Origin of the sequence: Myxococcus sp. NMCA1 (genome assembly GCF_026810205.1) — a bacterium.
GTDB lineage: Bacteria > Myxococcota > Myxococcia > Myxococcales > Myxococcaceae > Myxococcus > Myxococcus xanthus_A.
The window spans coordinates 6692042-6718136 of record NZ_CP113950.1; the positions used below are offsets into that span (position 1 = coordinate 6692042).

General features: G+C 67.5%; 24 protein-coding genes and 1 tRNA gene. 14 read left to right on the forward strand and 11 right to left on the reverse strand.

Translation table 11 applies throughout. From position 1 onward, the window contains the following. Window positions 1-46: 46 nt before the first annotated feature. A complete protein-coding gene (locus tag OZ403_RS27460; RefSeq protein WP_026114337.1) occupies window positions 47-958 on the forward strand; it encodes a GGDEF domain-containing protein in 912 nt (303 codons plus the stop codon). Between the two features lie 27 nt (window positions 959-985). Here the strand turns inward: OZ403_RS27460 and OZ403_RS27465 are convergent, their stop codons facing one another. After that, window positions 986-2599, reverse strand: a complete 1614-nt coding sequence (locus OZ403_RS27465) for a HEAT repeat domain-containing protein (protein WP_140794322.1) — start codon at window positions 2597-2599, stop codon at window positions 986-988. A 111-nt stretch (window positions 2600-2710) separates the two neighbouring features. Between OZ403_RS27465 and rpsU the strand changes: the two genes are divergently transcribed. The 6 genes from rpsU (at window position 2711) to OZ403_RS27495 (ending at window position 8460) form a co-directional block, all read left to right on the forward strand. Next, entirely contained in the window at window positions 2711-2905 is a 195-nt protein-coding gene (rpsU, locus tag OZ403_RS27470; protein WP_002614080.1) for a 30S ribosomal protein S21, read from the forward strand. A gap of 104 nt (window positions 2906-3009) precedes the next feature. Next, window positions 3010-3468, forward strand: coding sequence for a GatB/YqeY domain-containing protein (locus OZ403_RS27475; protein WP_140856240.1), 459 nt, complete (start codon window positions 3010-3012; stop codon window positions 3466-3468). Between the two features lie 332 nt (window positions 3469-3800). After that, window positions 3801-5621 (forward strand): DNA primase, encoded by a 1821-nt coding sequence (dnaG, locus tag OZ403_RS27480; protein WP_268782163.1) that lies wholly within the window; start codon window positions 3801-3803, stop codon window positions 5619-5621. A 92-nt stretch (window positions 5622-5713) separates the two neighbouring features. Further along, window positions 5714-7840, forward strand: a complete 2127-nt coding sequence (rpoD, locus tag OZ403_RS27485) for an RNA polymerase sigma factor RpoD (RefSeq protein WP_140794325.1) — start codon at window positions 5714-5716, stop codon at window positions 7838-7840. A gap of 81 nt (window positions 7841-7921) precedes the next feature. After that, window positions 7922-8308, forward strand: a complete 387-nt coding sequence (locus OZ403_RS27490; RefSeq protein WP_237080624.1) for an MGMT family protein — start codon at window positions 7922-7924, stop codon at window positions 8306-8308. A 79-nt stretch (window positions 8309-8387) separates the two neighbouring features. Next, a tRNA-Ile gene (locus tag OZ403_RS27495) sits at window positions 8388-8460 on the forward strand. 1305 nt (window positions 8461-9765) lie between these two features. Here the strand turns inward: OZ403_RS27495 and OZ403_RS27500 are convergent. After that, on the reverse strand, window positions 9766-9891 hold the full coding sequence (locus OZ403_RS27500; protein WP_268782164.1) for a hypothetical protein: 126 nt from the start codon (window positions 9889-9891) through the stop codon (window positions 9766-9768). Between the two features lie 142 nt (window positions 9892-10033). Further along, window positions 10034-10825 (reverse strand): hypothetical protein, encoded by a 792-nt coding sequence (locus OZ403_RS27505; protein ID WP_237077448.1) that lies wholly within the window; start codon window positions 10823-10825, stop codon window positions 10034-10036. Window positions 10826-11565: 740 nt separating this feature from the next. Here OZ403_RS27505 and OZ403_RS27510 point away from each other — a divergent pair. From OZ403_RS27510 to OZ403_RS27520, 3 genes are read left to right on the forward strand one after another with little or no spacing between them, the layout of a single operon-like run. Continuing rightward, on the forward strand, window positions 11566-11757 hold the full coding sequence (locus tag OZ403_RS27510; protein ID WP_268782165.1) for a hypothetical protein: 192 nt from the start codon (window positions 11566-11568) through the stop codon (window positions 11755-11757). Between the two features lie 9 nt (window positions 11758-11766). Further along, window positions 11767-12336: an RNA polymerase sigma factor gene (locus tag OZ403_RS27515; protein ID WP_140794333.1), complete on the forward strand. Its 570-nt coding sequence runs from the start codon at window positions 11767-11769 to the stop codon at window positions 12334-12336. Between the two features lie 55 nt (window positions 12337-12391). After that, window positions 12392-13321, forward strand: a complete 930-nt coding sequence (locus tag OZ403_RS27520; protein WP_268782166.1) for a cation diffusion facilitator family transporter — start codon at window positions 12392-12394, stop codon at window positions 13319-13321. A gap of 218 nt (window positions 13322-13539) precedes the next feature. Here the strand turns inward: OZ403_RS27520 and OZ403_RS27525 are convergent, their stop codons facing one another. After that, on the reverse strand, window positions 13540-13959 hold the full coding sequence (locus tag OZ403_RS27525) for an MAPEG family protein (RefSeq protein WP_140794335.1): 420 nt from the start codon (window positions 13957-13959) through the stop codon (window positions 13540-13542). A 1041-nt stretch (window positions 13960-15000) separates the two neighbouring features. After that, complete coding sequence (pdxR, locus tag OZ403_RS27530; protein WP_140794337.1) at window positions 15001-16464, reverse strand: MocR-like pyridoxine biosynthesis transcription factor PdxR; 1464 nt, start codon at window positions 16462-16464, stop codon at window positions 15001-15003. A 136-nt stretch (window positions 16465-16600) separates the two neighbouring features. Between pdxR and OZ403_RS27535 the strand changes: the two genes are divergently transcribed. After that, window positions 16601-17308 (forward strand): YggS family pyridoxal phosphate-dependent enzyme, encoded by a 708-nt coding sequence (locus OZ403_RS27535; RefSeq protein ID WP_328285553.1) that lies wholly within the window; start codon window positions 16601-16603, stop codon window positions 17306-17308. A gap of 78 nt (window positions 17309-17386) precedes the next feature. Here the strand turns inward: OZ403_RS27535 and OZ403_RS27540 are convergent, their stop codons facing one another. Then, a complete protein-coding gene (locus OZ403_RS27540; protein WP_140794339.1) occupies window positions 17387-17845 on the reverse strand; it encodes a GNAT family N-acetyltransferase in 459 nt (152 codons plus the stop codon). 263 nt (window positions 17846-18108) lie between these two features. Here OZ403_RS27540 and OZ403_RS27545 point away from each other — a divergent pair, with 263 nt between their 5' ends. After that, window positions 18109-18480: an IS66 family transposase gene (locus tag OZ403_RS27545; RefSeq protein WP_268782168.1), complete on the forward strand. Its 372-nt coding sequence runs from the start codon at window positions 18109-18111 to the stop codon at window positions 18478-18480. 402 nt (window positions 18481-18882) lie between these two features. Then, the gene (locus OZ403_RS27550) at window positions 18883-21510 is read left to right on the forward strand and encodes a galactose oxidase-like domain-containing protein (RefSeq protein ID WP_237081456.1); all 2628 of its coding nucleotides are present in this window, start codon (window positions 18883-18885) and stop codon (window positions 21508-21510) included. A 35-nt stretch (window positions 21511-21545) separates the two neighbouring features. Here the strand turns inward: OZ403_RS27550 and OZ403_RS27555 are convergent, their stop codons facing one another. Next, window positions 21546-21818 carry a hypothetical protein gene (locus OZ403_RS27555; RefSeq protein ID WP_140799477.1) on the reverse strand — a complete coding sequence of 91 codons (273 nt, stop codon included), beginning with the start codon at window positions 21816-21818 and terminating at the stop codon, window positions 21546-21548. 174 nt (window positions 21819-21992) lie between these two features. Here OZ403_RS27555 and OZ403_RS27560 point away from each other — a divergent pair, with 174 nt between their 5' ends. Then, window positions 21993-22166 (forward strand): hypothetical protein, encoded by a 174-nt coding sequence (locus tag OZ403_RS27560; protein WP_161605173.1) that lies wholly within the window; start codon window positions 21993-21995, stop codon window positions 22164-22166. A gap of 30 nt (window positions 22167-22196) precedes the next feature. Here OZ403_RS27560 and OZ403_RS27565 read toward each other — a convergent pair whose 3' ends face one another. The 4 genes from OZ403_RS27565 to OZ403_RS27580 form a co-directional block, all read right to left on the reverse strand. Continuing rightward, the gene (locus tag OZ403_RS27565; protein ID WP_268782169.1) at window positions 22197-23141 is read right to left on the reverse strand and encodes a class I SAM-dependent methyltransferase; all 945 of its coding nucleotides are present in this window, start codon (window positions 23139-23141) and stop codon (window positions 22197-22199) included. Between the two features lie 42 nt (window positions 23142-23183). Then, window positions 23184-25067 carry a WD40 repeat domain-containing protein gene (locus OZ403_RS27570; protein ID WP_268782170.1) on the reverse strand — a complete coding sequence of 628 codons (1884 nt, stop codon included), beginning with the start codon at window positions 25065-25067 and terminating at the stop codon, window positions 23184-23186. A 103-nt stretch (window positions 25068-25170) separates the two neighbouring features. Further along, window positions 25171-25605: a RidA family protein gene (locus tag OZ403_RS27575; protein ID WP_268782171.1), complete on the reverse strand. Its 435-nt coding sequence runs from the start codon at window positions 25603-25605 to the stop codon at window positions 25171-25173. Beyond that, window positions 25589-25969: a winged helix-turn-helix transcriptional regulator gene (locus tag OZ403_RS27580; protein ID WP_140799481.1), complete on the reverse strand. Its 381-nt coding sequence runs from the start codon at window positions 25967-25969 to the stop codon at window positions 25589-25591. The genes OZ403_RS27575 and OZ403_RS27580 overlap by 17 nt, the downstream gene beginning before the upstream one ends. Window positions 25970-26095: the final 126 nt, after the last annotated feature.

Here is a 26095-nt window from a genome sequence, read left to right on the forward strand (position 1 = left end):
GTATGCTTGCCGCCGCGAAAAGGCGGCCCGTAAGATGGGTGCCGCGATGTCCGAGGAGAAAACTTCCGTCCATTCGATTTCGGACCTGCTGGGCAGTGCCCAGCAGCAGAGTGCCTATCTGATCGTCATCAGCGCCAAGTCCGCGGCGGGCATCGGGCGCATGTTCAAGCTGGACCGCTCCGAGGTCGTCCTGGGGCGCAGCTCCGAGGCGCAATTCCAGGTCGAGGATGACGGCATCTCCCGCAAGCACGCCAAGGTGGTGGCGCTGGGAGACGGCCGGTTCCAGCTGGTGGACCTGGCCAGCACCAACGGGACGTACCTCAACGGCCTGAAGGTCAACGCCGCCCCGCTCTACGACGGCGACAAGATCCAGATCGGCTCCAACACCGTCCTCAAGTTCTCCATCCAGGACGCGCTGGAGGAGCAGTACCAGCGCAGCATCTATGAGTCCGCCACGCGTGACGGCCTCACCCGCGTCTACAACAAGAAGTACTTCCTGGAGACGGTGCGCAAGGAGTTCAGCTACTGCCTGCGCCACCGGGTGCCGCTGTCGCTGGTCCTCTTCGACGTGGACCACTTCAAGAAGATCAACGACGCGTATGGCCACCCGGCCGGTGACTACGTGCTGACGCGCATCGCCCAGCGGGTGAGCGACACGGTGCGCACCGAGGACTTGCTCGCGCGCTACGGCGGCGAGGAGTTCGCGCTGATGCTGCGCGAGTCCGCCGAGGACCAGGCCCTGGCGTGCGCGGAGCGCTGCCGGTACGCCGTGGACAAGGCCGACTTCGTCTTCAGTGGCACGCCCATCAAGGTGACCATCAGCCTGGGCGTGGCCACGCTGCTGGACTCGGACTTCTCCCAGCCCGAGGACCTCATCGCCGCGGCGGACAAGTACCTGTACCGGGCCAAGCGCGCGGGCCGGAACCGCGTGGACGCGAAGGCCATCAGCGGGCTCTGAGTTTCGGGCGCGGGCCCTCCCCGCCCCCTACTGACCGAAGCCCAGCCTCCGCAGCGCCTCGCGCGACACGTGCTTCACATGGGAGTCCGGATCGCGCGCCGCTGCGTCCGACAGCGCGGCCGCGGCCTGCGCTCCACCAATCCGGCCCAGGGCCGTTGCCGCGGCCACCCGCACAGCGGCCTCCGCATCCGCCCGCAGGCACCCCGCCAGCGCCTTCACGTGCGAAGCGCGCCCAATCTGCTCCAGCGCCTCGGCGGCAGCGGCGCGCACCACCGCATGGTCCGACTCCAGCAGCATCGCGGCATCATCGCCCCGGGACGTCTGCCGCTGAAGCGTCAGCAACTCCAGTGCAGCGCTCACCACCTCGGGAGCCCCATCCCCCAGCGCACGCGAGGTGGCCTCTGACACGCCTGGGTGCCGCGTCGTCAAACCGCTCAAGGCCCGCACGGCCCCCGCGCGAAGCAGCGGCTGCTCATCTGCAAGGAACGGCTCCACCGAGGACACCCTATCCCGAGCCCCCTCGCTACAGTCCGCCAGCTGTGCCAACGCAGCGCCTCGGACGGACGCGGCCAGCGCCTGGTCCCGAGCCATCCCCAGGAAGAAGGCCGCACACCCCTTCTCCCTCGCCATGGCCTCCAGCCACGGCCGCGCCTGCATCGCGTCACTCGACTCGATGCGCCGCTCCGCCGCCGTGCGCAGCGGGACGCCTTCCGCATCGGCCAGCGCCCGCGCCGCATCCCGGCGCACCCACCGGTCGGAATCGCCGAGCGCCCGCTCCAGCTCCCGCATCGCCAGCGGCCCATACACCCGCAACGACTCCACCGCGCGTCGGCGCTGGAGTGGATCCGCCACGGTCAGCTCCGGCTGCATCCCCTCCAGCTCCTTCGAATACACAGCGAAGAGCCGGTTGATGCGCGCCTCCTCCGCGGGCTTCGCCTCGTCCAGCAGCATCCGCCCCACCGACGACCGGCTGCGCCCCGCCACCACCTTGAGCGCGCTGGCGCTGACCGCATCCACGCTCTCCGGCCGCGTGGCCATGGCGTCCAGCAGGACGCGTGCGGGCTTGCGGCCCAGGAACCCGGCCAGGTGGGCCAGCGCCGAGCTCCGAACCGCCAGGTCCTCCGCGTACAGCTCCAGCTCCAGCGCTTCGCGAATGGCCTCCCGCCGCCCCCACACGCGGGCCGCGGCATTGGCGCCGCGAGGTCCGGCATCTCGCAGGAACTTCGCGGAGGAAGCCCCGGCCTCCGCCGCGGCGCGAGCCGCCGTCAGACACGCAGTCAGGTTGGACGACACCGGCTCCGCCATGACCCAATCCGCCAGGGCCCGGCGATCCGTGACGCCCTGACGCCTGGCATCCGCGCGCACCGCCGCCCACCTCACCCGCCAGTCCGGATCCTTCATGGCGGAGACGAGCGGCGCACGAGGAATGGGCCGCTGCCCCGCCAGGCCCTGCACCCAGGAATCCACGCGGCCTCCCGGCAGGCAGCTGCCGCAGGTCCGAGCGCGCAAGGCCGCGTCCGTCACGTGCCGCTGGCAGGACATCCAGCATTCTCGGGTCGGGGTCCCACCTTGCTGCTGGCCGGTCGTCAGGAGTACCACCAGGAGGAGGGCTGGGCTCACGAGGCGGACAGTGTAGTTCATCCGACTTAGCGTTTTCGTCCAGCGTCCTTGCGTTTTCCCTCCCAGTGGGTCATACCCGCTGCCCCTTTTGATCTACACCCACATCTACGTACGGCGGAAGGAGGTGACTGCATGCCCGGTATCCGAGTGAAGGAAGGAGAGTCCATCGAGAGCGCCCTCAAGCGTTTCAAGAAGGCCACCGAGAAGGCTGGAATCCTTTCCGAGATCCGTAAGCGCGAGCACTACGAGAAGCCTTCCGTGAAGCGGAAGAAGAAGGCCCTCGCCGCCAAGAAGCGCGCTGTGAAGAAGGCCCGCAAGTCGTTCTAGGCGCGTGCCTCGCGCGTGGAGCCGGGGCGCCACCGATGTCAGGTGCCCTGGCTCCCGCCGTCGAAGTCCCCCTGAACAACGTCTTACCCTCCGGAGCTGCGACCATGGCCACCCTGAAGGAGCGGATCGACGCGGACCTGAAGGACGCGATGCGGTCCAAGAGCGAGCTGACGCTGAGCGTGCTGCGGATGCTCAAGAGCGCGGTGAAGTACAAGGAAGTGGAGCCCGGCGCCTCCGCCCTGGATGACGCGGGAGTCCTCACTGTCATCGCCGGCCTCATCAAGCAGCGCCGTGATTCCGTGGAGCAGTTCAAGACGGGTGGCCGCCCGGAGCTGGCGGAGAAGGAAGAGGCTGAAATCAGCATCCTCCAGAACTACCTGCCCAAGCAGCTGACCGCCGACGAGCTGGCCGCCGAGGTCCGCGCCGCCATCGCCGAGACTGGCGCCAAGGGTCCCAAGGACATGGGCGCGGTGATGAAGAACCTCAACGCCAAGATTCACGGCAAGGCGGAAGGCCGAGCCATCTCCGAGGCCGTGAAGTCGGAGCTCGCGAAGCTCTCCTGAGCCCTCCACCATTCTGAGGTCAGCGCTGGCGCTGTCGGGAAACCGGCGGCGCCTTTGCATTGAAGGGCTGGACAGGGATGCGGAAACTTGCTCCCTCGGCCCCCCGTCATTAAGTGCCTGGGTCAGTCCCGCCGCGCCACCCGCTCACCCCAGCGGAAGTCGCGTGCAGGGGCCTCAGGAGTCCACCCCATGCCGCAAACACCCCCTGCCTTCGCGAGCGCTCCGGCTTCCGCCCCCATGGGGATGATCCGCCAGGTCGGCGGGTGGGCAGGCGACGTCAGCCCTGTCAGACAGGATGCAGGCGCTGGGCCCGCCCAGGGGTGGGCCAGGGGGTGGGAGTCGTGATTCCTGAGCACAAGATCCAGGAGGTCCTCGAACGGGTGGACCTCGTCGGGCTCATCTCCCGGCATGTCGACCTGAAGAAGGCCGGGCGCGAATGGAAGGCCTGCTGTCCCTTCCATCAGGAGAAGACGCCCTCTTTCTACGTGGTGCCGGAGAAGCGCTTCTATTTCTGCCATGGCTGCCGCGCGAGCGGCGACGCGGTGTCATTCGTCCAGCGCTACCTGGGCAAGACGTTCCTGGACGCGGTGCGGGACCTGGCGCGCGACCTCGGCGTGGACCTGGAGGCCGAGCAGGACCCCAGCATGCGGGAGCGGCAGCAAATCAAGGAGGCCACGGACCAGGCCGCCGAGCACTTCCGCGCCATGCTGTGGCAGCATGACGAAGGCCGCTCCGCCCGCGCCTACATCGCCAGCCGCGGCGTCTCCGAAGAGACGGCCATGGCGTTCGGCCTGGGCTGGGCGCCCCTCGAATGGGCCTCACTGACGGAGCGCTTCCAGAAGCTGGGCATGCTGGAGTGGGCGGCGAAGGCCGGCCTGGTCCTCAAGCGCAACAGCGGCGACGGCTACTACGACTTCTTCCGCAGCCGAGTCATGGTGCCCATCCGCGCGCCGGAGGGCCGCCCCATCGCCTTCGGTGGCCGTCTGGTTGGCGCGGATGAAGGGCCCAAGTACCTCAACTCGCGCGAGTCCCGGCTCTACAACAAGAGCGAGACGCTCTTCGGCATGGACCAGTCCCGCGACGAGATTCGCAAGCGCAAGGCCGCCGTGCTGGTAGAGGGCTACTTCGACGCCATTGGCCTGCACCAGGTGGGCGTGCGGCACGCGGTGGCGCTGTGCTCCACCAACCTCACCGCCGGACACATGCAGGTGCTGAAGCGCGCCGAGGCCCGCGAGCTGATTCTGCTGTTGGACGGGGACTCGGCCGGCCTTGCCGCTGTCGAACGGCTTTCCGGTCCCCTGCTCGCCGCGGGGGCGACCGCGCGAGTTGCCCTGCTGCCGCAAGGGGATGATCCAGACACCTTCGCGCGTCGAGAGGGCCAGGAGGGCGTGGAACGGCTGCTGGAAGGCTCCCACCCGCTCACCGGCCACCTGTTCGCCTCGCTCCTCCCGGAGGGCAAGGCCGCGAGCTTCGAGGAGAAGATGGCAGCGCTCGAGCGGCTCAAGCCGGTGGTGGGACAGGTCCCCGTCGGCCTGGTGCGCGCCACCCTCTTCAGCGCGGTGGCCGAGCACTTCGGCTGGCGGCCTGCGGACGTGGAGGCGGCCCTGCGCAGCAAGGTGCCCCTGCCCAAGCCCGCCGGCGGGGACGCACCTCCTTCGAGCCCCAACCGTCCCGCCCCGCCCCTGGAGAAGCCTCCCCCCGCGCTGGAGTGCTTCTACGTGGGCGCGGTGTTGAAAGAGCCACGGTTGATGGCGCGGGACACCTTCCGCGTGTGTGACGAGCTGTCCCACATGGGCCTGCGCATGGCGCTGGCGCATGCGACGTCGGGGCACGGCGCAAACGATGCGCTCTTTGAATCCTCGGAAGCCGTGAAGCGCGGCATTGAAAGCGCGCTGCGGCAGCTCCCCTCGGAGCCTGTTCCCCTGGAGGCGGCGTTCCTCTCCATCTGCAGGGAAATCATGGTGCGGCGCATCGACGAGCGGCTCGTTTATATAAAGCGGGCGACAGAGCAGACCCCGGGGGCGTTCGACCTGACAGAGGAGACGCGCCAGCTCCTGGCGGAGCGCGTGGAACTGTTGGCGCTCAAGAAGCGTGTCCTGGAGGAGCTCAAGCCTGCCTCCTCGGGAACAAAGGCGCCCATGCAACCGGTTTGAGTTCGCGTTTGTAAGAAACCCTGACTTTGCGGTAGATCGGCCGGCTCGCCCAGGCCTCAAGCCCCTGAATTTGCTCAAGGAGAAGTACCCGAATGCCGACGCAGAAGCCCTCGAAGGCGTCCGTGAAGCCGACCAAGAAGAAGGTGGATCCGGTGATCCGCAAGAAGAAGGCTCCGGACGGTGCCGCGGCGAAGGGGGCCAAGACGGGCGCCGAGGAGAAGGAAGAACTCGTCGCGAGGGACGTCGTCGCCGAGGCGACGGAGAAGCTCAAGAAGAAGAAGAAGGGCGTGGCGCCGGCCATGGGCGATGACGTGGACCCGGAGGAGGCCGCGGAAGAGGCCGCCGCCGCCGTCCAGGTGGACCCCGACGCCGTCGAGGACGACATCGAGGAAGATCCGGTCGCCGAGCGCAAGGAGGTCAAGGACCTGCTCGCCGCTGGCCGTGAGAAGGGCTTCCTCACGTACGACGAGGTCAATGACGCGCTCCCCGCCGACATCGTGTCGTCCGATCAGATCGACGACGTGATGAGCATGTTCGGCGACAACGACATCGAGATTGTCGACGCGCAGAAGGCCGCTCAGAACAACGAAATCAAGCCCACCGTCACCGTCGAGGAAGAGAAGGAAGACGCCGACGAGGACGAGAAGGACGAGGACGACGAGCCGGGCGGCAAGTCGAACGACCCGGTGCGCCTGTACCTGCGCAAGATGGGCAGCGTCAGCCTGCTCACCCGCGAGGGCGAGGTCGAAATCGCCAAGCGCATCGAGGACGGCGAGAAGGAAGTCCTCCGCGCGCTGCTGGCGTGCAAGGTGGCCGTCGAGGAGATCCTCGACATCGGCAACAAGCTGAAGACGGCCAAGCTGCGCGTGCGCGACGTCATCAAGGACGCGCCGGAAGAGGCGCAGTCCGAAGGTGCCGAAGAGGCGCCCGAGGAAGTCGGCGAGGGCGACGCTCCGGCGCAACTGGCGCAGAGCGAGCTCAACAAGATCGAGCAGATCTGCAAGCAGATCGAGCGCTTCCGCAAGTTCGCCCAGGACTGCGACGTCCTGGAGGAGGAGCTGTCCTCCAAGAAGAAGCTGACCGAGGTCCGCAAGAAGGAAGTGAAGCAGGAGATCAAGGACCTCCGGACCAAGATGATGGAGGTCCTGGAGGAGATGCGGCTCAACAAGAAGCAGGTGGACCGCATCGTCATCAACCTCAAGGCCCTCATCGAGCGCGTCGACAAGGCCGAGGACGAGCTGCGGGATTTGGAGCGCCGCTACGACTGCTCCATGAAGGAGCTGCGCCCGCAGTTGAAGGAGTCGCGGGAGAACCCCAACATCGGCAAGAAGCTGCAGAAGCAGCTCAACCTCACGCCGGAGCAGTTGGAGGTCCTGGACCGCGACGTGCGCACGGCGGTGCGGAAGATCAAGAAGGTCGAGGAGGAGGCCAACCTCCCCGTCGAGTCGCTGCGCCGCAACTACGACGCCATCCGTCTGGGTGAGCGCCGCGCCGAGCGCGCCAAGAGCGAGCTGGTGGAGGCCAACCTGCGGCTCGTGGTGTCCATCGCGAAGAAGTACACGAACCGCGGCCTGCAGTTCCTGGACCTCATCCAGGAGGGCAACATCGGCCTGATGAAGGCCGTGGACAAGTTCGAGTACAAGCGCGGCTACAAGTTCTCGACCTACGCCACCTGGTGGATTCGTCAGGCCATCACCCGCGCCATCGCGGACCAGGCCCGCACCATCCGCATCCCGGTGCACATGATCGAGACCATCAACAAGCTCATCCGCACCAGCCGCTACCTGGTGCAGGAGATTGGCCGCGAGCCGACGCCGGAGGAGATCGCGGAGAAGATGGAGCTGCCGCTCGACAAGGTCCGCAAGGTCCTCAAGATTGCGAAGGAGCCCATCTCCCTCGAGACGCCGATTGGCGAGGAAGAGGACAGCCACCTGGGCGACTTCATCGAGGACAAGAGCCTCGTGTCGCCGGCCGACGCCGTCATCAACATGAACCTGGCGGAGCAGACCCGGAAGGTGCTCGCCACGCTGACGCCGCGCGAGGAGAAGGTGCTCCGCATGCGCTTCGGCATCGGCGAGAAGTCCGACCACACGCTGGAAGAGGTGGGCCAGGACTTCGAGGTGACGCGCGAGCGCATCCGTCAGATTGAGGCCAAGGCGCTGCGCAAGCTGCGCCACCCGAGCCGCTCCAAGCGCCTGCGATCCTTCGTGGAGAGCTGAGCCGCTTTTGAGCTGAGCTGAAACGTGGGCCCCCGCTCCATTCGTGGACCGGGGGCCTTCGTGTTTCTAGAGTCCGGGGCCGTGGCGCTCCGAGCGAAGACGAAGACAGCGAAGGCCGAAGCGAAGAAGGCTCCCCTCCCCTTCTCCAAGGCGGTGTGGCAGGCGGTCCGGGCCATTCCGCGCGGGCAGGTGCGCTCCTATGCCCAGGTGGCGCTCTACGCGGGCCGTCCTGGGGCGGCGAGGGGCGTGGGCCGGGAGATGGCCACCCTGCCCCAGAAGCCCGAGCTGCCGCTGCCCTGGTGGCGCGTCACGCGCTCGGACGGAACGCTGGCGCCCCAGGTGGCGCAGGAGCAGGCACGGCGCCTGAGGGCCGAGGGCATGGAAGTGGCACAGCGTGGGGACACCTTCCGCGTGAAGGTGCCCCGCGAGGCGCCGGCCCCTGGACTGGCAACGAAGCGGAAGCGCTGAGGGTGGGTGGAACGAGGCCCCTTGCCAGGACTGCGCGCCCGGCGATATGCAATCCGTCACGCGGTTGGTTGGCGCATGAGGGCCCTTAGCTCAGCGGTTAGAGCTGTCGGCTCATAACCGATTGGTCCCTGGTTCGAATCCAGGAGGGCCCACTCCCCTCAATGCCTCGCAATTTCTCGGGAATCTCTCTGGAGGTGTCTGTCCATTGCGCGGGACCCGCTGAGGTCCGCACCACCGGCGCACCATGCGAGACGCCCACGGCCAACGAGAGCATCGCTGCAAGGGGCTCCTCGGCGGGTCGAAAGCTGAGCTGCTCCAGGCCTGCGCGCATGTCCTCGACGTCAAGGTGGCCGTAGACGCCAGCCGCAACGGTGGGCGAGGCGTGCCCAAGGATGCGTCGCACCACTGCCAGCGGCACCTGCGCCTTGAGCAGCAGCGTTGCCGTGGCTCCCCCCTCGACAAGCTGGGCCCGGTTCATCGCGGACCGGAGCAGCGCGGCAAGGTCCACGTTCGGGGAGTGCATCGAGCCATCCGAGCGAGGGAATACCAATTCCGAGGGGCCCGCGCTGGATGGCCTTGGAGAAGAGGCCCTGTGCGAAGCCGCGCAGGTTGTTGACCGACTTGGGCGAGAGGTCGGCGGCTGCGGCGGAGAGCGCCTCATCAAGGCGGGATGCGGTCACCTCGGGGAGCGTCAACGCGCCCAGGCGGGGCCGAAGGTGCTTCTCTGCCGCGCGCCGGTCTCCCTGGGAGCGAAGCAGCCCGGCGAAGCTCTGCGCGTACCAGTCGAGCAACTCCCCGGCTGTCGGGCTCCACCTCCTGCAGACAGACGATGTCCGCGTCCAGCCCTGCGATCCGACGGGCCAGCGCATCCCGGCGCCACTGCAACCGCGCATAAGAGGAATAGGGACTCAGTTGAGGGTGGCGGGCAGGAGCAGAGCGGACGAGGACGGCAGCTGATGGGGGTCGACCGAGCTGTGTGCCAGGCCGGTGGAGCGGCCGCTTGAGCCCCCTTGGGGTACACGCCTCATCCCACGAGGGGCGCGGCTGGGGCCTGGGCCTGTTGGCGATGGATTGAGCCTCAACACCACGCGGCCTGGGGTGGCCCTCGCGCCGGGGCCAGCCTTGCACTCGCCGTGGGCAGTCCCAGGTGCTCCAGAATCGCTCGCCCCCCTCCCGCCTCCTCACGTACGCCAGCACCCGCCGCATGCCTCCCCACCTCACGCAGGCGCATACGTCGAAGTCCAAGGTCCTCCTCAGCAGTTCTGCCAATTCCATACGCGCCGTCCTCTCCCTCATCGGCTCCTTCCTGGCCGCTGCCTGAGGGGCCACCCTCCCCGCCTCCTCTCCTGCTTGGGGGACGCCGCCGCCCACGTAAGGCGAGGTGGAGCGACAAAACCCGGGGAGACTCAGGGGCACGTGTTCGTGTCGACCGACGTCCCGCGCTCCGCGCTGACGGTTCACTGCGCGGACAACGCGAGGTGGTTCCGGTCGTCGGAGAAGGCGCGGCGCGGCTTCTGCTCGACGTGCAGGGCCTCCCTCTTCTGGGACCCGCTCGACACGCGCATGCACGACTGGATCGGCATCGCGTTGGGCGCCTTCGAGGGCCCCACCTCTGCCGAGCACATATCGCGAATCGCTCGCTTCACCATCGGCCGGACGCGTCGCGCTCGCGATCGGCCGGGGCGAGCAGCCCCGCGACCGCGAGCGCGCGTAGCGCCAGGGCGCTTACGGGGTCGGCGGCACGATCTCGCGTGCCGAGGGGTAGGCGAAGTCGACCCGCCGCCAGCCGTCCACGCGGAACGTCGTCTCCCAGCCGGCCCACGTGGCCGCCCGATCGTAGTGACCGGTGCTCTCGCCGTCGCGGTCGTGCCATTCGGTGAAGAGGCGGAACTCGTTACGCGGCGTGCCGGAGGCATCGAAGGGATTGGTGTCGAGGAACAGCAGGTTCCGGGTGCCGCCCTCGACCAGATACGAGACCACCTTCACGCCGAGCCAGCGACCTTCCTGCAGCTGGTAGTCGAAGGAGGGCGTGAGCGAGAGGTGGTCGTAGGTCGGGTGGTCGAGCTCGCGGTAGGCCTGGGGCGAGGCGCCGCCGAACGGGACGTCCATGCCGACGCAGCTCGAGCGCGCCACCTCGGGCTTCGTGTGCTGGCCGCCGCGCATCTTCCAGGACATGGAGTGGTGCGTGCCGTTGTCCTCGTGGACGCGCACGTAGACGGTGGCCTCGAAGTTCAGGAGATCGTCGGGGCTGCCGATGAAGCCGTTCTCGAGGGCGCCGTCACGCCAGGTGAAGGACTGCTCGCCGCCGCCGGGACGGAGGTGGAGCCGCACTGTCTTTCCGGCGGGCTTGCCGCTCGCGTACGTGACGCGGTGGCCGGTGGTCGACCAGTAGGGGACGCCGGATTCGAGGCCGGGCGTGGCCTCGTCGCCTTCCATGTCGAAGAATGGCTCGGAGTCGGTGGGGTCGCCGTCGCCGAGGTGGAAGCTGCTGCCGGAGGGCTCGGAGGGGAACAGCATCCCCACTCCGTGCGGACCGACCTCCGCCACGGGAGCGGGAGGAGTGGCCGGGGCGGCGAGCGCAGGAGCGGCGGTGCCAATGACAAGCGCGGAGATGAACGAAGCTCTGAAGAAGTTTGGGATCGTCATGGACGGCGCGAACCGCGTGCGGTGACGAGATCATCCCGAACGGGGGGGCGGCGAAGCGTGCGGGTAGGCGAGCACGCGGCTCTATGCGCGGAGCCCGTTCGACTGCCTTCCCGGGTGCGTGCGTGCTCCGTACAGCCGACGAGCCGAGCTTCTCACTCGGGGAAGTCCTTCAGCCGCGGCGGCTCACCCAGAGGAACGCTGCTCCTGGACGAGAGGAGCACGGAGCTCTCGTGGTCGGCGCGCGCACCGCGCTCCGACCACGAAGGTAGCGGAAGCGCCGCCTGCGACGCTGCCGATGATGTCGATGGTGGGCACGAAGACGAGCGGACCGAGGGGAACGGGAACGAGGGAGATGGAGGCGACGTAGAAGTCCCGCTCGGAGTCGAGCGTGGCGGCGCCGCGGGCCTCGATGTCCGCCCAGAGCGATGGGCTGACAGCGAACTCCGCCCGCGCCTCGGGGAGCAGCGCCTGGATCGCGCAGTTGGGGGACTTCGCCGGAGCTCAGCCGGGGGCTCTCCACCGGCGACGAGAACGACTCGCCGCTCTTCGACACCGGCGTCGGGACGCTGCTCTTTAGCGCGGACGGCGGCGGGACGAGGTTGGAGCCCTGGGTGCCGGACGGCACGCCCGGACGGACGGGGCTGGTCGCGGACCTCTCTCCGTTGGGGGGCTCCAACCCACAGGCCTTCACCCGAGTGGGCAGCACCCTCTTCTTCCGGGCCCGCTCTGACACGCGAGGCGACGCGCTGTGGGCCATGCCCGTCACCGTGGCCTGCCCCACGCAGGAAGTCCACGCCCGCTGATGCACCGCGATGTGCGAGGCTGGGGCGATGTCCCCGGAGGTCCTCGCGCTCCTGCTCCAGAACCGCCAGCGCTTCCTCGCCTTCCTGACACCCCACGTCGGGAGCGTCGAGGCGGCGGAGGAGGTGCTCCAGGCCGCGCTGCTCAAGAGCGTGGAGCGCGGGAGCACCCTGCGTGAGGAGGAGCGGGCGGTGGCCTGGTTCTACCGCCTGCTTCGCAACGCGCTCATCGACCGCTACCGGCACGAGCAGCGCCAGGGGCGCGCCCTGCGGGCCTTCGCCGAGGAGAGCCCCCTGTCCACCGCAGACGCGGCGGAGCTGGAGCGGACCGTCTGCGCCTGTGTCTCCACGCTCACCACCACCCTGAAGCCGGAGTACTCCGACGCGCTCCAGCGGGTGGACCTGGACGGGCAGACCCTGGCGGAGTTCGCGGAGGCGGCCGGCATCACCCACACCAACGCGAAGGTGCGCCTCCACCGGGCCCGGCAGGCGCTGGGCCGGAGGCTGGAGCAGTCGTGCGGAACCACTTGCTGCCGCAAGGGCTGCGTGGACTGCCCCTGCGAGGAGGCGGGCGGACTGTAACCGGGGCCCAGGCGCGTCGTCAGGAGGGAGAACTGGAACGAAGGAGCCGTTCTCCATGGCGGGACACTCGCACTCCCACTCGCACTCTCACGGGCACGCGCACGCCGCGCCCGACTCGCACAGCCGTGCCTTCATGCTCGGCATCTGTCTCAACCTGGCCTTCGTCGGCGTCGAAGCCACGTATGGCATCCTGTCCGGCTCGCTCGCCCTGCTGGCGGATGCGGGGCACAACCTGAGTGACGTGCTGGGGCTCGTCCTCGCCTGGGGGGCGAGCGCCCTGGGCCGGCGCAAGGCGACGGAGCGCCATACCTACGGCTTCCGGAGCGCCACCATCCTGGCCGCGCTGCTCAACGCCTTGCTGCTGCTGGTCGCGGTGGGCGGCATGGGCTGGGAGGCGGTGCGGCGGCTGGGGCAGCCCGCCACCGTGTCCAGCTTCACCATCATGTCGGTGGCGGGCGTGGGCATCGTCGTCAACGCGGCCACGGCGCTGCTCTTCTGGAAGGGCCGCGAGCGCGACCTCAACATCCGAGGCGCCTTCCTCCACCTGGCAGCTGACGCGGCCGTGTCGCTGGGCGTCGTCCTGGCGGGTCTCCTCATCTACTACACGGGTTGGGCGTGGCTGGACCCGGTGGTGACACTGGTCATCGCGGGCCTCATCTTCGTGGGGACGTGGGGGCTGCTCAAGGACTCCGTCAACCTCGCGCTCCAGGCCGTGCCGGGACACATCGACGTGCGTCAGGTGCGCGAGCGGCTCATTCAGACTCCAGGGGTGTCCGAGGTCCATGACCTGCATGTCTGGGCCATGAGCACCACCGAGGCCGCGCTCACCGCGCACCTCGTCATGCGGGAGCCGCGGCTGGACGACGCCTTCCTCGACGACGTGAAGCGGCGGCTCCATGACGAGTTCGGCATCGAGCACATCACGCTCCAGGTGGAGGAGGGGGCGCTCACGGGTTGCTGCCAGCTCGCGTTCGAGCCTGCCTGACGCGGCGGCGCGGAGCCGGCCGTGGTGCGTGGCGAAGGCCTCGTAGGTCTCTGGGATGTCCCGGATGCACATGTGGCGGCCCATGGCTTGGAGATGTCGTAGGCGCATAGCGCATAAGACGAATAGGGACTCAGTTGAGGGTGGCGGGCAAGCTGACGGAGATCGCCACCGCGTATATACGCCTGCCCATGCCGCCTGCGCGGCGAGCCGTGACCTGGTCAGAGCACAGCCATGGCCGCCTTGAACGTCAGTCCGAACAGCACCAGTGACGACAGCACGAAGAGCGCGAAGCGCAGCTCGATCTTGTTGATGAGCGCCTGCACCAGGCTATGCACCACGCGCAGGCCCACATAGCTCCAGGCCAGTAGCAGGTTGAGGCCAGTTCCTTCGCCCAGCAGGGCCAGTGCCAGGGTGATGGCGTAGAAGATCGTCGGCTGCTCCATCAGGTGGTTGTAGTTGTCGGCCTTCCAGCGCACCTTGGCCGGCAGTTGGCTCATCTGCTCGCCGCGCGGTGCATACGGGTCGGGTTTCATGCTGACCTTGAACATGGCCGGCAAGCGAGTGGCATACATCCATGCCCACATGACCATGGACCAGGACACGAGCGCGACGATGGGAGCGAGAATGGGGCTGTGCATGGTTCCTTCCCTGCCCCATGCCGCGGCACGGCGCAACTCGTGGCTGGCCACCTGAATCCGGCACACTTGCCTCCGGGTACGCGGGGGGCCATTCGACAGAGGGTGGAACGCTGGCTGACGACCACGCTTCTCGCTCTCAGGGCTAGCTGACCCGCCTGCAGTGAGACACCTCGCCGAAGGTGCAGGTCGTCGAAGCAATCGAAGTGGCGAAGACATGGACCAGTCGACCCGTGGGCCATGTTCGAGGCTGAGCCTGGGCGCACCGGGAACGGAATAATCCCCGGAAATATCCGGCGCGGGCTCCGTTCCCATCGCTGACAGCCTTCACGACCCCGCCGAGGGCCCTCGCTCCTGCCAGAGCCTGGGCCCGCGCGGTGCACCTTCACGCTGACCCAGTGGCCCACGTACATCGCCAAGGCAGACGCGGCCTGTGGTGCGTCCACGGGCCCCCCGTGCCCCGACCCGTCCAAGCCCATCTCCACCACGAGCCGTCACAACAACTTCGGCAATGACGTGGCCACCGCCTGCAACGCGAACCCGCTGTTCCACCCCGCGGACACCTCACTGAACTCCGTGAAGCTGGCGGCAGCCGCGAAGTGGGCGACGATGACGCCGAAGAACTACGAGCCCTCGCCGCTCTATGTGCAGCAGCCGCTCTGCCGCGCGTGTGACGACCTGGCGCTCACTGCCGCATCTACCGCCGTGCAGGTCACCGCCAAGTACGACTGTCTGGTGAAGCAAGGGCTCGCCTCGGGTCTCCCTGCCGGAGCCGGTGGCGCGCAGCTTCGCACGGAGGTCGTCTCCCGGCTGAAGCTGCTCTTCGAGGCGCACGGGCACCAACTGACGCCCGCGCAGGTGCAGTTCATCCGTGGTCTGTACCTGTCCGACCCGTCCGCCAACACGAACTGCAGCGCGGGCTTCATCCCGCCGTCCACGCCCGGCTGCGGCACGAGCCTGACGGCGCTCACCGCCCCCCCCTTCACGTGCGCCAGCACCCGCCGCCAAAGCCGCCCGGGAGGCTGGAGGGGGACAGCGGGGCGGTCAGCTTGGAATGCAACGGGCGAGCGTGTCGCAGATTCGCGTAAGCTCGTCCGGCGTGTGCGCGGCGAACCCGAGCCGAACGGCGTCCAGGCGTCCCTTGGGAAGATAGGTGGAGCCTGGGGCCATCAGCAGGTGCTCCTCACGCGCCCTTGCCACCAACGAGTCGATGCTCCCCCTGCGCAGGGTCAGCCACAGCGCCAACCCACCCGCCGGCACGGAGTAGTCGAAGCACTCGTCGAGCGCAGGCGTCGCGCGGAGCCGCGAGAGGAGGTGATCTCGGCGTGCTTTGTATTCTCGACGGGCTCGCCTCGCGTGACGCTGGAGTGTCCCGTCTTCGAAGAGTTCCGCGATGGCGTGCTCGAGGACGACGTCACCTTGTCGTTCGAGCAGCTCACGCGTTTCCTTCAGCTTGCGAATGCACTCCTCCGACGCGACGAGGTAGCCGAGCCGCACGGTCGGCGCGAGCAGCTTGGACAGCGACGCGATGTAGACGACGCGCCGCGAGCCTCCGGTCGCGTGGAGCGGTAGCAGCGGCTCACCTTCGAAGTGGTACTCGTAGTCGTAGTCGTCCTCGACGATGGTGAAGTCGAAGTGCTCGGCAAGCTGCAGCAGCTTTATCCGTCGTTCCGGCGTCATGGAGACCGACGTCGGGTACTGATGATGCGGCGTCACGTAGACGGCCTTCAACTTGCCCGACAACCTCCGCGCCGTCTTCTCGAGGACGTCGGTCCTCAAGCCCTCGCCATCGATGGGGATGTACGAGACCTTAGCCCCCGCAAACTCGAACGCGCGCCACGCAGGTGCGTAACCTGGCACCTCCACAGCGACCACGTCGCCACGTTCGAGCATCGCCAGTGCGTAGAGACCGAGCGCGCCCTGCGCTCCACGAGCGAGGAAGATCTCATCGATGGTTGTGGAGAGCCCGCGAGCCTGATTGACGAAGCTCGAAATCACTTCGCGGAGGCTCGGATCTCCTGCTGCGTCGCCGTAGCCCGCCGCCGCTCGGCTGAGTGAGCGAAGCGCCCGCGCGTATGCGCGCGCCAACTCGGCCTGCGGCGCGAGCCGAGGGTCCGGCAACCCATCGGTTATCGACACGAGGGAGGTGTCCCGACGGGGCCAGGCCGTCTTGCGCTGCGTGGGCAACTCGACGTCAGCGATCGCCGAGCGCGGTAGGGAGGCCGCCACGCGCGTTCCAGAGGCGGGGCGCGTCTCGAGCCATCCCTGGGCGACGAGTTCGTCAACCGCCGCGACGACCACCTTCCGATTCACCCCGAGCTGGTCTGCGAGGGTTCGGCTTCCTGGTAGCATCGAGCCCGGAGGGAGCCTCCCGCGCTGGATCTCGTGGATGAGCGCTCGGGTGAGCTGCGTCTGCTGCGTTACGGACGTGTCCCGTTCGAGGGTGAAGTCGAAGCGCCACGGTCGCCTAACTGGACCCTCGTCATTATTGACTCTGGGGCTGTCCATGGGGCCAGTCTCCCGCTACTCACGAACTCGCGCAAGGACGTGCGCGCTCCAGGAGGTAGCCATCAGCACCCCGGCATATTCACCTGCGTACAGCGTCGAGGACTTTCGGCGCAACCTGGCGACTGTTCGCGGGAGCATCGCCGCTGCGTGCGCGCGCGTTGGTCGCGATCCGGTCGAGGTCCGTCTCCTGCCGGTCAGCAAGACCATGCCCAAGGCCCGCATCCGCATGGCCTACGCGGCTGGCTGCCGCGAATTCGGCGAGAACAAGGTCCAGGAGGCGTTGGGTAAGGCCGAGGCGATGGCAGATCTCACCGACCTGCGGTGGTCGGTGATCGGGCACCTCCAGACGAACAAAGCGAAGGTCGTCGCGCGCTTCGCCAGCGAGTTTCAGGCGCTGGACAGCCTTCGCGTCGCGGAGGCGCTCGATCGACGCTTGCAGGTGGAAGGGCGCGCGCTCGACGTGTTGGTGCAGGTCAACACGTCCGGTGAGGCCAGCAAGTTCGGCCTGCCGCCGGATGAGGTCGCCCGCTTCGTCCGCGAGTTGCCCGCCTTCTCCTCGCTGCGCGTCCGTGGGCTGATGACTCTCGCGCTGCTGTCGGCCGATCCGACGCGTGTGCGTCCGTGCTTCACGCTGCTTCGGGAGCTGCGCGCGCGGCTGCGTGAGGAGGCGCCGGCTGGCATCACGATGAACGAGCTCTCGATGGGGATGTCCGGCGACTTCGAGTTGGCTATCGAGGAGGGAGCTACCATCGTGCGCGTGGGGCAGGCGATCTTCGGCCCTCGCGAGCTGCCCGACAGCCACTATTGGCCTGAGCCGAACGCGACCTCAGACCACCCGTCGTAACGACCGCCGAAGCCCCCGCCTCATCCATGCCGAGAGCCTCAAGCACAGCCGAGACGCGCTTCGACGGTCATCTGTCGATCAAGCGAGCGACATCCGATATTCGATCACACCAGGCTTCTCTCCGATCCAATCGTAGAGTCGTTGCGCCGTGAGATTGGTTTCTTGAGTATGCCAGTAGAGACGCCCGCAGTCCTTTGCGCGGGCGCGCTGCTGTACGAACTCGATGAGCTTCTTGCCTACTTGGCGTCCCCGTGTCTCTGGAGCGACGAAGAGGTCTTCGAGGTAGCAGAAGTCATTCTGCGCCCACGTCGAACGGTGGAAGAGATAGTTGACAAACCCAACGATTCGTTCGCCGTCCACCGCGACGGCCGAGTGCATTGGCTCGCGGTCGTCGAAGAATCGCTCCCAGGTCGCCTGGGTCACTTCCTCCGGCAAAGTGATCTTGTAGAATTCCAGGTAGCTCTTCCAGTACGGCAGCCATTGTTCAAAGTCGCCCCTCTCAACGGGGCGAACGATCGTGTGATTCTTCTCGCTCATTCCAGCGCTCCTTGTCGTTGGTTCTTGTCAATTTCAAACGTGAAGGCGCGCGATGCTGGGCATTGCCCTCGTCGCTCGCCTGCGGGAATCGAACCTTCCACGGTCGGGGCTATTACCGTGTCGCAAGTCCCGTGACATGCTCCAGAATTGAGAACTGGACGGGTCCAGATGGACGGGCGCTCCAATGGCTCGCCGCCGGGGTGTTCTCATTCTGGAGTCTCCCTCGATCCGACACGTTCTCCACGCGCACGACAACGGCATACGTGCGGCAGCACGGCCTCACCCGCTTCCTCGAGGACGCGCGCATTCCGCTGGGCTCCAACCCTGTGGAGAGAGCGCTCCGCGGCGTTGTCCTCGGTCGCAAGAACCACTACGGGAGCCGCTCGCATCGGGGCACCGAGGTGACCGCCGTGTTCTACTCCCTGCTTGAGTTCGCGAAGCTGTGCGACATTGAGCCCAAGGACGACCTCCTGTCCCGTCTTCTTCTCGAAGGCGGCGCTCGCAACAGTCAGAAGTGTCTCGAACTCGATCCCCTTGGGGACTTCGCGCATGAGACGAATAGGGACTCAGTTGAGGGTGGCGGGCAGGAGCAGAGGGGACGAGGAGGGCAGCTGACGGGGGCGTCCGAGCTGTGAGCCAGGCCGGTGGAGAGGCCGCTTGAGCCCCCTTGGGGTACACGCCTGTCCAGGCCGCCCTCCCACGAGGGACGCGGCAGCGCGTCGCGGTTGATGCTCGCGTCGCCGGTGAGCATGCCCACGCTCTCCAGCGCCTTCTAGAGCAGCCACCGATTCGAGTCCGCTGGGAAATCCGACACTCGTACCTCACGGACGGTCCGGGCCCCGACGAAGGCGCTGGGGCTCGGTCCACCCCGCGTCATTGTCCACGCACGCCAGAACGATGTGGCTCGCAAGGGCCGTGTGCCTACCGTTGCGCGACCTTTCAACCAACAAAGGGGCAGCCTGATGTTCCATCCGTGGCGTCTTGCCTTTCTCGCTGCCTGGGCCTCGTTATCGGTCGCCCAGGCACAACCAGCCTCCGTGGGACAATGGACCCCCGTCCAGAAGTGGCCGTACTCCGCGGTCCACACCCACGTGCTCCCCACCGGGAAAGTGATGTTCTTCTCCGAGTTCGGGGACGGAGACACCCCCACGCTCTGGGACCCGCAGACCAACGTCCTCACCACGCTGCCCAAGGCGGGCTTCAACATCTTCTGCGCGGGCCATGCCTTCATGCCGGATGGCCGGCTGCTCGTGGCCGGTGGCCACATCACGGATGACTCCGGCCTGCCCTACGCCGCCATCTTCGACCCCTTCAAGCTCACCTGGACGCGGCTGCCGAACATGAACGCCGGCCGCTGGTACCCCACCGTCACCACGCTCCCCAATGGGGACATGCTGGTGATTGGCGGCGCCAAGGAAGACAGGACCAAGAACCTGATTCCCCAAGTCTGGCAGACGTCGAAGAACTCCTGGCGCAACCTGACGGGCGCGAGCTTGGAGCTCATGTACTACCCGTGGATGTTCGTGACGAGCACGGGAAAGACGCTCATGGCGGGGTACTGGAAGCCCGCGCGGTACCTCGACACGAATGGCACCGGCTCCTGGACCTCCGGGCCTCGCACCAACTACGCCCGCAGCCGCAACGCGGGCAGCGCGGTGATGTATGACGACGGCAAGGTACTGATCACCGGTGGCGACAATCCCCCCACCAACAACGTGGAGGTTCTCGACCTCAACGCCGCGAAGCCCGCTTGGCGCACCGTGCGGCCCATGCGCTACGTGCGCCGCCAGCACAACAGCACCGTGCTCCCGGACGGCACGGTGCTCGTCACCGGCGGCCACAGCGGCCCCGGCACCGACAACCCCAAGTTCCCCCGCCTGGAAACGGAGCTGTGGAACCCCGTCACCGAGCAGTGGTCGGTGCTGGCGCCCGCGTCGGCCTATCGCGGCTATCACTCCACCACGGTGCTGTTGCCGGACGGACGCGTGCTGTCCGCGGGCAGCCGCAACGTCAAGACGATGCAGGTCTTCTCCCCGCCGTATCTCTTCAATGGCCCGCGCCCCACCATCTCCTCCGCGCCCGCGTCCATCGCCTATGGAGAGACCTTCCGCGTCAACACCCCCGAGGCGGCCAGCATCACCATGGCGTCCTGGGTTCGCCTGGGCTCCGTCACCCACGCCTTCGACGAGAACCAGCGCTTCATGAAGCTGCGCTTCACCGCCAGCGGCGGGGGGCTCAACGTCGTCGCGCCGCCCAACCCGAACGTGGCGCCGCCCGGCCACTACATGCTGTTCCTGCTCAACTCGAAGAAGGTGCCGTCGGTCGCGAAGATCATCCGCATCGGCGGAGGAGGCACGACGCCGCTCCCGACCGAACCTCCTCCCAACACCGGCTTCACCGCGGTGGCCTTCGGCTCCGAGTGGAAGTACGACGACCGCAACGTCGACCCGGGCTCCGCCTGGACGTCTTCTGGCTTCAGCGACGCGTCCTGGAAGAAGGGCCCGGCCCAGCTCGGCTATGGCGAGACGGACGAGGAGACGGTGCTGACGAAGACGACGCCGGCGCAGCCCACCGTCTACTTCCGCCGCAAGTTCACCGTCCACGGCATGGTGGAGCAGGCCACGCTCCAGGTGATTCACGACGATGGCGTGGCGGTGTTCCTCAATGGCACCCAGGTGTTCTCCAAGTATGTCGGCTCAACCGCGCACTCGGCCTATGCCTCCGGCACAGCTTCCGACAACACCTTGAGCCAGACGCCCGTCTCCGGCGCCCGCTTCGTGATGGGTGAGAACACGCTGGCCGTCATGGTGAAGCAGGCGAACGCCACCTCCAGTGACCTGTCCTTCGACCTGGAGCTGAAGGTGACCACCGACGGCATGCAGCACGATGCCCTCTTCATGGAGAGCCCCAACGGCGGCGAGACGCTGCGCCCGGGCAACGTCCAGATGCTCCAGTGGATGACCCACGGCGCGGGCGTCGACAACGTGCGGGTGGAGTTCTCGCCCGACGACGGGGCCAACTGGACCCTGGTCGACCAGGGTGTCCCCAACATCGGCTTCTATGAGTGGACGGTGCCGAACACCGAGACGTCCAAGGGCGTGCTGCGAATCTCGGACGCCTCGCGTCCGGACATCAGCGACCGCACGGACCTGCCCTTCACCATCTCCCGGACGCCCCAGTTCCAGGCCATCGCCTTCGGCGAGTACTGGAAGTTCGATGACAGCAACGTGAACCCGGGCACGCAGTGGACGTCGGTCAACTTCGACGACGACGCATGGCGCTCGGGCCCCGCGAAGCTCGGCTATGGGGACGGGGACGAGCACACCGTGCTCAACAAGACGAAGCCCCTTCAGCCGAGCGTCTACTTCCGCAGGAAGCTCACGCTCGGCGAGGCCATCCGCACCGCCAACCTCCGCGTGCTGCATGACGACGGCGTGGCCATCTGGGTGAACGGGACGCTCGTCTACTCGCGGTACGCCGACGACGGCCTCGGCCATGGCACCTTCGCCAGCCGCGTGTTGAAGAACGCCGTCATCAGCACGGCCCGCTTCGACGGCTCTGCCTTCGTCGTGGGGGAGAACATCATCGCGGTGATGGTGAAGCAGGCCAACGCGGAGTCGAGCGACGTGGCGTTCGACCTCGAACTGAACCTCGAAGCGAAGTAGCCACCTCGCGGCCCCGGATGTGACTCAGAGCACCTTCACCGCTTTGACCATGTCCGGGGCCAGCTCCTCGTGGGGAGGATGGAGAACCCCAGCCGCTCGTGCGCCACGCGCGTGCTCAACTGCATCAGCCCCGCGTAGCGCAGGAACACCGTCTGCTCGGAGAGCGTCCGGAGGAAGCGCTCCATCTTCGGCTCGTCCTCCGGACGGATGGGCCGCAGCAGCTCCTCGCCACTCTTCATCTTGAACGGGGACACGTACTGCTGCGGATAGGGCTCGATGGCGAGCCTGGGCAACTCCGCTTCCGTCACGTCGGGCGCATCAGACGAATAGGGACTCTGTTGAAGGTGGCGGGCAGGAGCAGAGGGGACGAGGAGGGCAGCTGACGGGGGGCGTCCGAGCTGTGTGCCAGGCCGGTGGAGAGGCCGCTTGAGCCCCCTTGGGGTACACGCCTGTCCAGGCCGCCCTCCCAGCCTCGGGAGTCGATGTTGCTCGACGCGGCGGAGATGCTGATGGCGCGGCATGGGCTGTGGGGACATGACCCCGCGCGCAAGGAGGAGCAGCTGGCGCTGTTGCGAGCACTGATTGGAGAGGACGCCACCGCGCGGGATGCGGCGCTGCGGCGCGTCCTCGCCGAGCCCGTCAAGCCCTGGCCCTGAGCGGAGACGGCCGCTCTCGGATGTCTGCAATCACTCCGTCAGGACGAACTCGACGCGCTCCTGCTTCTCGGGGTTCTCCTTCAAGAAGTCTTCGAGGAATCCACGGACGACCGCGTCGTCCGCATGCCCGAGCCGAGCAACCCGGTACGCCCTCGTGAACTCATCCGAGCTGAAGATGCGCCAGTGGATGACCTCCAACCAATCCCGGGCCCGTCCCCGCAGGACGCCGAGCATCCCGATGACCGCTGAAACATAGTCATCGGCGCCGAACGACTCCGCCATGCCGATGATCACCTTCATCACGTCGCCCGCTTCCGCGTCATCATCGAGATACGACAGCATCACGGGCAGGTAGCGCCGGTCCTTGCTGCGCGCCATGTCTCCCAGGACGCGCGAGAAGGCATCGACCTCCGAAGGCGTACTCAACTTCGAACAGGACTCCAGCTCCTTGATCCACTCCACCGTGCCTCCATCCCACCGCGTGGCGCGTCCCGCTCGCAGGGTCAGCGCGCCCGCTTCACCGCGACGAGTCAGCCCGGGCTCGAAGGTCTCTCGCGTGTCATCCGGCGCCACCAACGCCACGCCGCCAGGCGCCACGTGCTCGGCCGCCGTCGCCAGCGCGGCGCGCAGGTCCTCTTCCGACGCCATGTACTCGATGGCGTCGTGGATGAAGACGGCGTCGAAGGTCCGCCCCAGCCGCACGGTGCGCATGTCTCCCGGCAGATGCTCGCACTCGGGGTTGAGCGCGATGCTGTGCGCGCGCATCCCCTCCGAGGGCTCCACCAGGGTCATCCTGAAGTCCCGTTTGAGGTGGCTCGCGTTGTTGCCACCACCACTGCCCAGCTCGAGCACCGTCTCCAAGGGCTTCGTCGCCGCGGCGCGCAGCAGCCGCAGATACTCGGCGGCCTCCTCGGCGTAGTCCGAGGGGGGCGACACCAGGGGCCACCAGTCGGCCAGCTCGTCATAGAGATTCATTCAGCCTCCCAGGAATGGCGGTGCCATCTCGTTTCGAGAGCGCTACGGCGAACACCAGAGCCGGACCGTCCGGTCCGCCCCCAGCGTGGCGAGCTGCCCGGTTCGAGCAAAAACGACTCCGATGATGGATTGAGGCCACTGCTCTTGCGCGATGGAGGTCCCATGCCCCGACAACCGCTCGCGAACCGTGAAGTCGGAGGTCTTCCACAACAGCACCTCGGACTCGACATTCCCCAGGGCCAGCACGGAGCTGTCGGGCGAAAACGCCGAGGCGAAGCCGCGCGGGAGCGACGCGCTCACCCAGCCCTGGAGCCCGAGGACTTCGACCGACGAGAAGCCAGTTCCATCCGCGCTGCCAAGCCACCGCCCATTGGGCGAGAACGAGGGGTCAGGCCCCCCCGCATTGAACCCCTGGTCGAACGTTTCGCTCACCGTGCCCGTTGCTACGTCCCGGAGCCAGATTCGGTTACGCCCGGAGAATTGGTTGGTGGCGATGAAGCGCCCATCCGGAGAGAACCCGATCACCTGATCCTCCTCCACGTCGACGTCCCGCAGGAACCTGCCTGTGGCGACATCGTTCAGGAAGAGCTTGCGCCCCTCGATTCTCGCCGACACCGAGAAGTCCGCGGAGAGCGCCTGGTCCAGGAACGGCTGGAGCCGCTGGCCGGTGACACTGTCGTAGATCGCCGCGTCCACGCGGACCTTTCTGAGGTCCGGACTGAACTGGATGCGCCAGGGGTTCGCGACAGCAGGCGCCTCGACGGCGCTCAGGTCCGCCGTCCTCCACACCCCCAGGACTCCATCCGCGTTGCCCGCGAGGAGTGAGCCATCTGGGGAGAACGCCACTCGCCCTCGCATCTGCGGGCCCAGGGAGAGGGTCCGTACGAGCCCCAGGTCCTGAAGCGACTGGATGACGACCTCGTTGCCCCAGGGACCACAGCTCTGCCCAGAGCCATTGCACCAGAAGGAATCGACCCCCAGGTCCAGGATGAGCTCCGTGCCGTCGCGGCTGAACCCGAGACGACTCACGCGGGACGCGCCCTGTCTGGGAAAGACGTGCAGCTTCGTCCAGTCCTCCACGCGGTAGACCGTCACACCAGCCTCGGCCGCCTCCGCATAGAACCGACCGTCTGGGGAGAAGGCGCTCGCGTCGAGGAGCAGCGAGTTCTCCGAGGGCTTGACCACCACGCCGGTGTCAGCGCGAACCACCCTGCCCCCCGACGCCAGGAGCGCGCCATCCGCGGACCAGGAGACCTGCCCTCCCGACAGATTGGGCAGGCTCCTCGGCTCGCCCGCGGCCGGAACACCGACGACCCACACGGAGTGGCGCAGGGCGATGGCCAGCCCTGCTCCATCCGGAGAGAAGCTCAGGGATTGGACGACCTGCTCGTACTGTCGCTGCCAGGAGCCCAGCATGCCGCCATCCGCCACGCTCCATATCTTCACGATGGCGGTCTCGCTCGTCGGGCTGTCGAACCCACCCGTCGCGATGAACGCGCCGTCCGCGGAGAGCGCCACGCTCGTCGTCCGCCCCGCGTGCGGGTGCGCGAAGGTCCGGACAGGAGCCAGGTCCGGAAAGCTCCAGACCCGAGTCTGCGTGCGGCTCGCCGCCGCGAGGATGCGCCCGTCCTTGGAGAACGCCACCCCCACCTGTTGCCCCGGGAGGTCCCAGAGCGTGCTCAGCCGGCTTCCATCCCGCCGGTAGAGGACCAGTTGACCCGACAAGGTGGCCGCGGCCAGCACCGTGCCGTCAGGCGACATCGCGGACGCGACCAGCGCGCCGGCCCCGATGGCTCCACAGGGCCGGAAGGGCGCGGCGCTCGACACCGGGGGAACCGGGATGGGGTCGGGCGTCGAGGGCGGACTCCCTTCCGAGCAGGCGCCAAGAACCACCAGGGCCAGGACAGCGGAATGGCCGATGCGCATCACCGTGAGACTCCTGTGCGAAAGACGGGCGCGGGAGGCTCTTCGGTTCATTCCAGGAAGGCAAGCGACAGTCAGTCGGCGCGCGTCCGTCCCGGAGCGCGTCTCAGGTCCGCAGGACGGCGACCGCTTCCACCTCGAAGAGCATCCCGTCCAGCGCCAGCCGGGGGACGGGAATCAGTGTGCAGGTCGGCTTCATGCCGCCACCCCAGGCCGCGTCCAGTTCGGGGCCGATGATGCGGAGCTTCTCCTCCGTGTGGTCCACTACGAGCATCGTGAGCTTGGCGACGTCGCCGACGCCCGCGCCCACGGACTCCAGGGCCGTGCGGACGTTCTGGAACGCTTGTCGCACCTGGAGGCGGAAGTCGGGCTCGAGCACCCCGTTCTCACGCTCCCCTCCCTGCCCCGCCAGGTAGACGAGCCGGGTGCCGGGCGCCACCTGCGCCACGTGTGAGAAGCCATAGGGCGCTGGGTCGAACAGGCCCTTGGGGTTCGTCAGGAGCAGCGGCGACGTCTTCGAGGGTTCAGCGGTCTGTCCCATGATTCACCTGGATAGCGGAGGGAGGCCGCGACGGCGCTCCACCATCACGTGGCGCGTGATTCCGTCCCCACTCCGACAACGTGTGCACGGCATTGCTGAGCTCCGCGCCTGTTTGAGTGAGCGAGTATTCCACCTTGGGTGGCACCGAATCGAACACCGCGCGACCGACCACGCCGGCGGCCTCCAGCTCCCGCAGCTGCTCGAACAGAACCTTCTCGCTGATGCCGAGAACCTGGCGATTCAGCTCTCCGAAGCGCGTGGGCCCCAGATGCAGCGCCCATTCAAGGGTCGGCTTCCACTTGCCACCGATGACCGTCAGCGCCGTGCCGAGCCCGCAATCCGCAGCGCGCTGCTTTTTCGCCATGCTCCCACCTCCTCCTCATCCGGCACTTACAATCTTGTAAATACTTATCCTGAAACGCAATTCATCCGAATGACAGACGCACGCATCCAGCGCAGCGCACCAAGGGGCAGCGAACATGAGCAATCC

Excerpts from the sequence above, each read along its gene's own strand:
- OZ403_RS27460 (WP_026114337.1), top strand. The coding sequence starts at position 47 with ATGTCCGAGGAGAAAACTTCCGTCCATTCGATTTCGGACCTGCTGGGC.
- OZ403_RS27465 (WP_140794322.1), bottom strand. The coding sequence starts at position 2,599 with ATGAACTACACTGTCCGCCTCGTGAGCCCAGCCCTCCTCCTGGTGGTA.
- rpsU (WP_002614080.1), top strand. The coding sequence starts at position 2,711 with ATGCCCGGTATCCGAGTGAAGGAAGGAGAGTCCATCGAGAGCGCCCTC.
- OZ403_RS27475 (WP_140856240.1), top strand. The coding sequence starts at position 3,010 with ATGGCCACCCTGAAGGAGCGGATCGACGCGGACCTGAAGGACGCGATG.
- rpoD (WP_140794325.1), top strand. The coding sequence starts at position 5,714 with ATGCCGACGCAGAAGCCCTCGAAGGCGTCCGTGAAGCCGACCAAGAAG.
- OZ403_RS27500 (WP_268782164.1), bottom strand. The coding sequence starts at position 9,891 with ATGCCGATCCAGTCGTGCATGCGCGTGTCGAGCGGGTCCCAGAAGAGG.
- OZ403_RS27505 (WP_237077448.1), bottom strand. The coding sequence starts at position 10,825 with ATGCTGTTCCCCTCCGAGCCCTCCGGCAGCAGCTTCCACCTCGGCGAC.
- OZ403_RS27515 (WP_140794333.1), top strand. The coding sequence starts at position 11,767 with ATGTGCGAGGCTGGGGCGATGTCCCCGGAGGTCCTCGCGCTCCTGCTC.
- OZ403_RS27520 (WP_268782166.1), top strand. The coding sequence starts at position 12,392 with ATGGCGGGACACTCGCACTCCCACTCGCACTCTCACGGGCACGCGCAC.
- OZ403_RS27525 (WP_140794335.1), bottom strand. The coding sequence starts at position 13,959 with ATGCACAGCCCCATTCTCGCTCCCATCGTCGCGCTCGTGTCCTGGTCC.
- pdxR (WP_140794337.1), bottom strand. The coding sequence starts at position 16,464 with ATGGACAGCCCCAGAGTCAATAATGACGAGGGTCCAGTTAGGCGACCG.
- OZ403_RS27540 (WP_140794339.1), bottom strand. The coding sequence starts at position 17,845 with ATGAGCGAGAAGAATCACACGATCGTTCGCCCCGTTGAGAGGGGCGAC.
- OZ403_RS27560 (WP_161605173.1), top strand. The coding sequence starts at position 21,993 with ATGTTGCTCGACGCGGCGGAGATGCTGATGGCGCGGCATGGGCTGTGG.
- OZ403_RS27565 (WP_268782169.1), bottom strand. The coding sequence starts at position 23,141 with ATGAATCTCTATGACGAGCTGGCCGACTGGTGGCCCCTGGTGTCGCCC.
- OZ403_RS27570 (WP_268782170.1), bottom strand. The coding sequence starts at position 25,067 with ATGCGCATCGGCCATTCCGCTGTCCTGGCCCTGGTGGTTCTTGGCGCC.
- OZ403_RS27575 (WP_268782171.1), bottom strand. The coding sequence starts at position 25,605 with ATGGGACAGACCGCTGAACCCTCGAAGACGTCGCCGCTGCTCCTGACG.
- OZ403_RS27580 (WP_140799481.1), bottom strand. The coding sequence starts at position 25,969 with ATGGCGAAAAAGCAGCGCGCTGCGGATTGCGGGCTCGGCACGGCGCTG.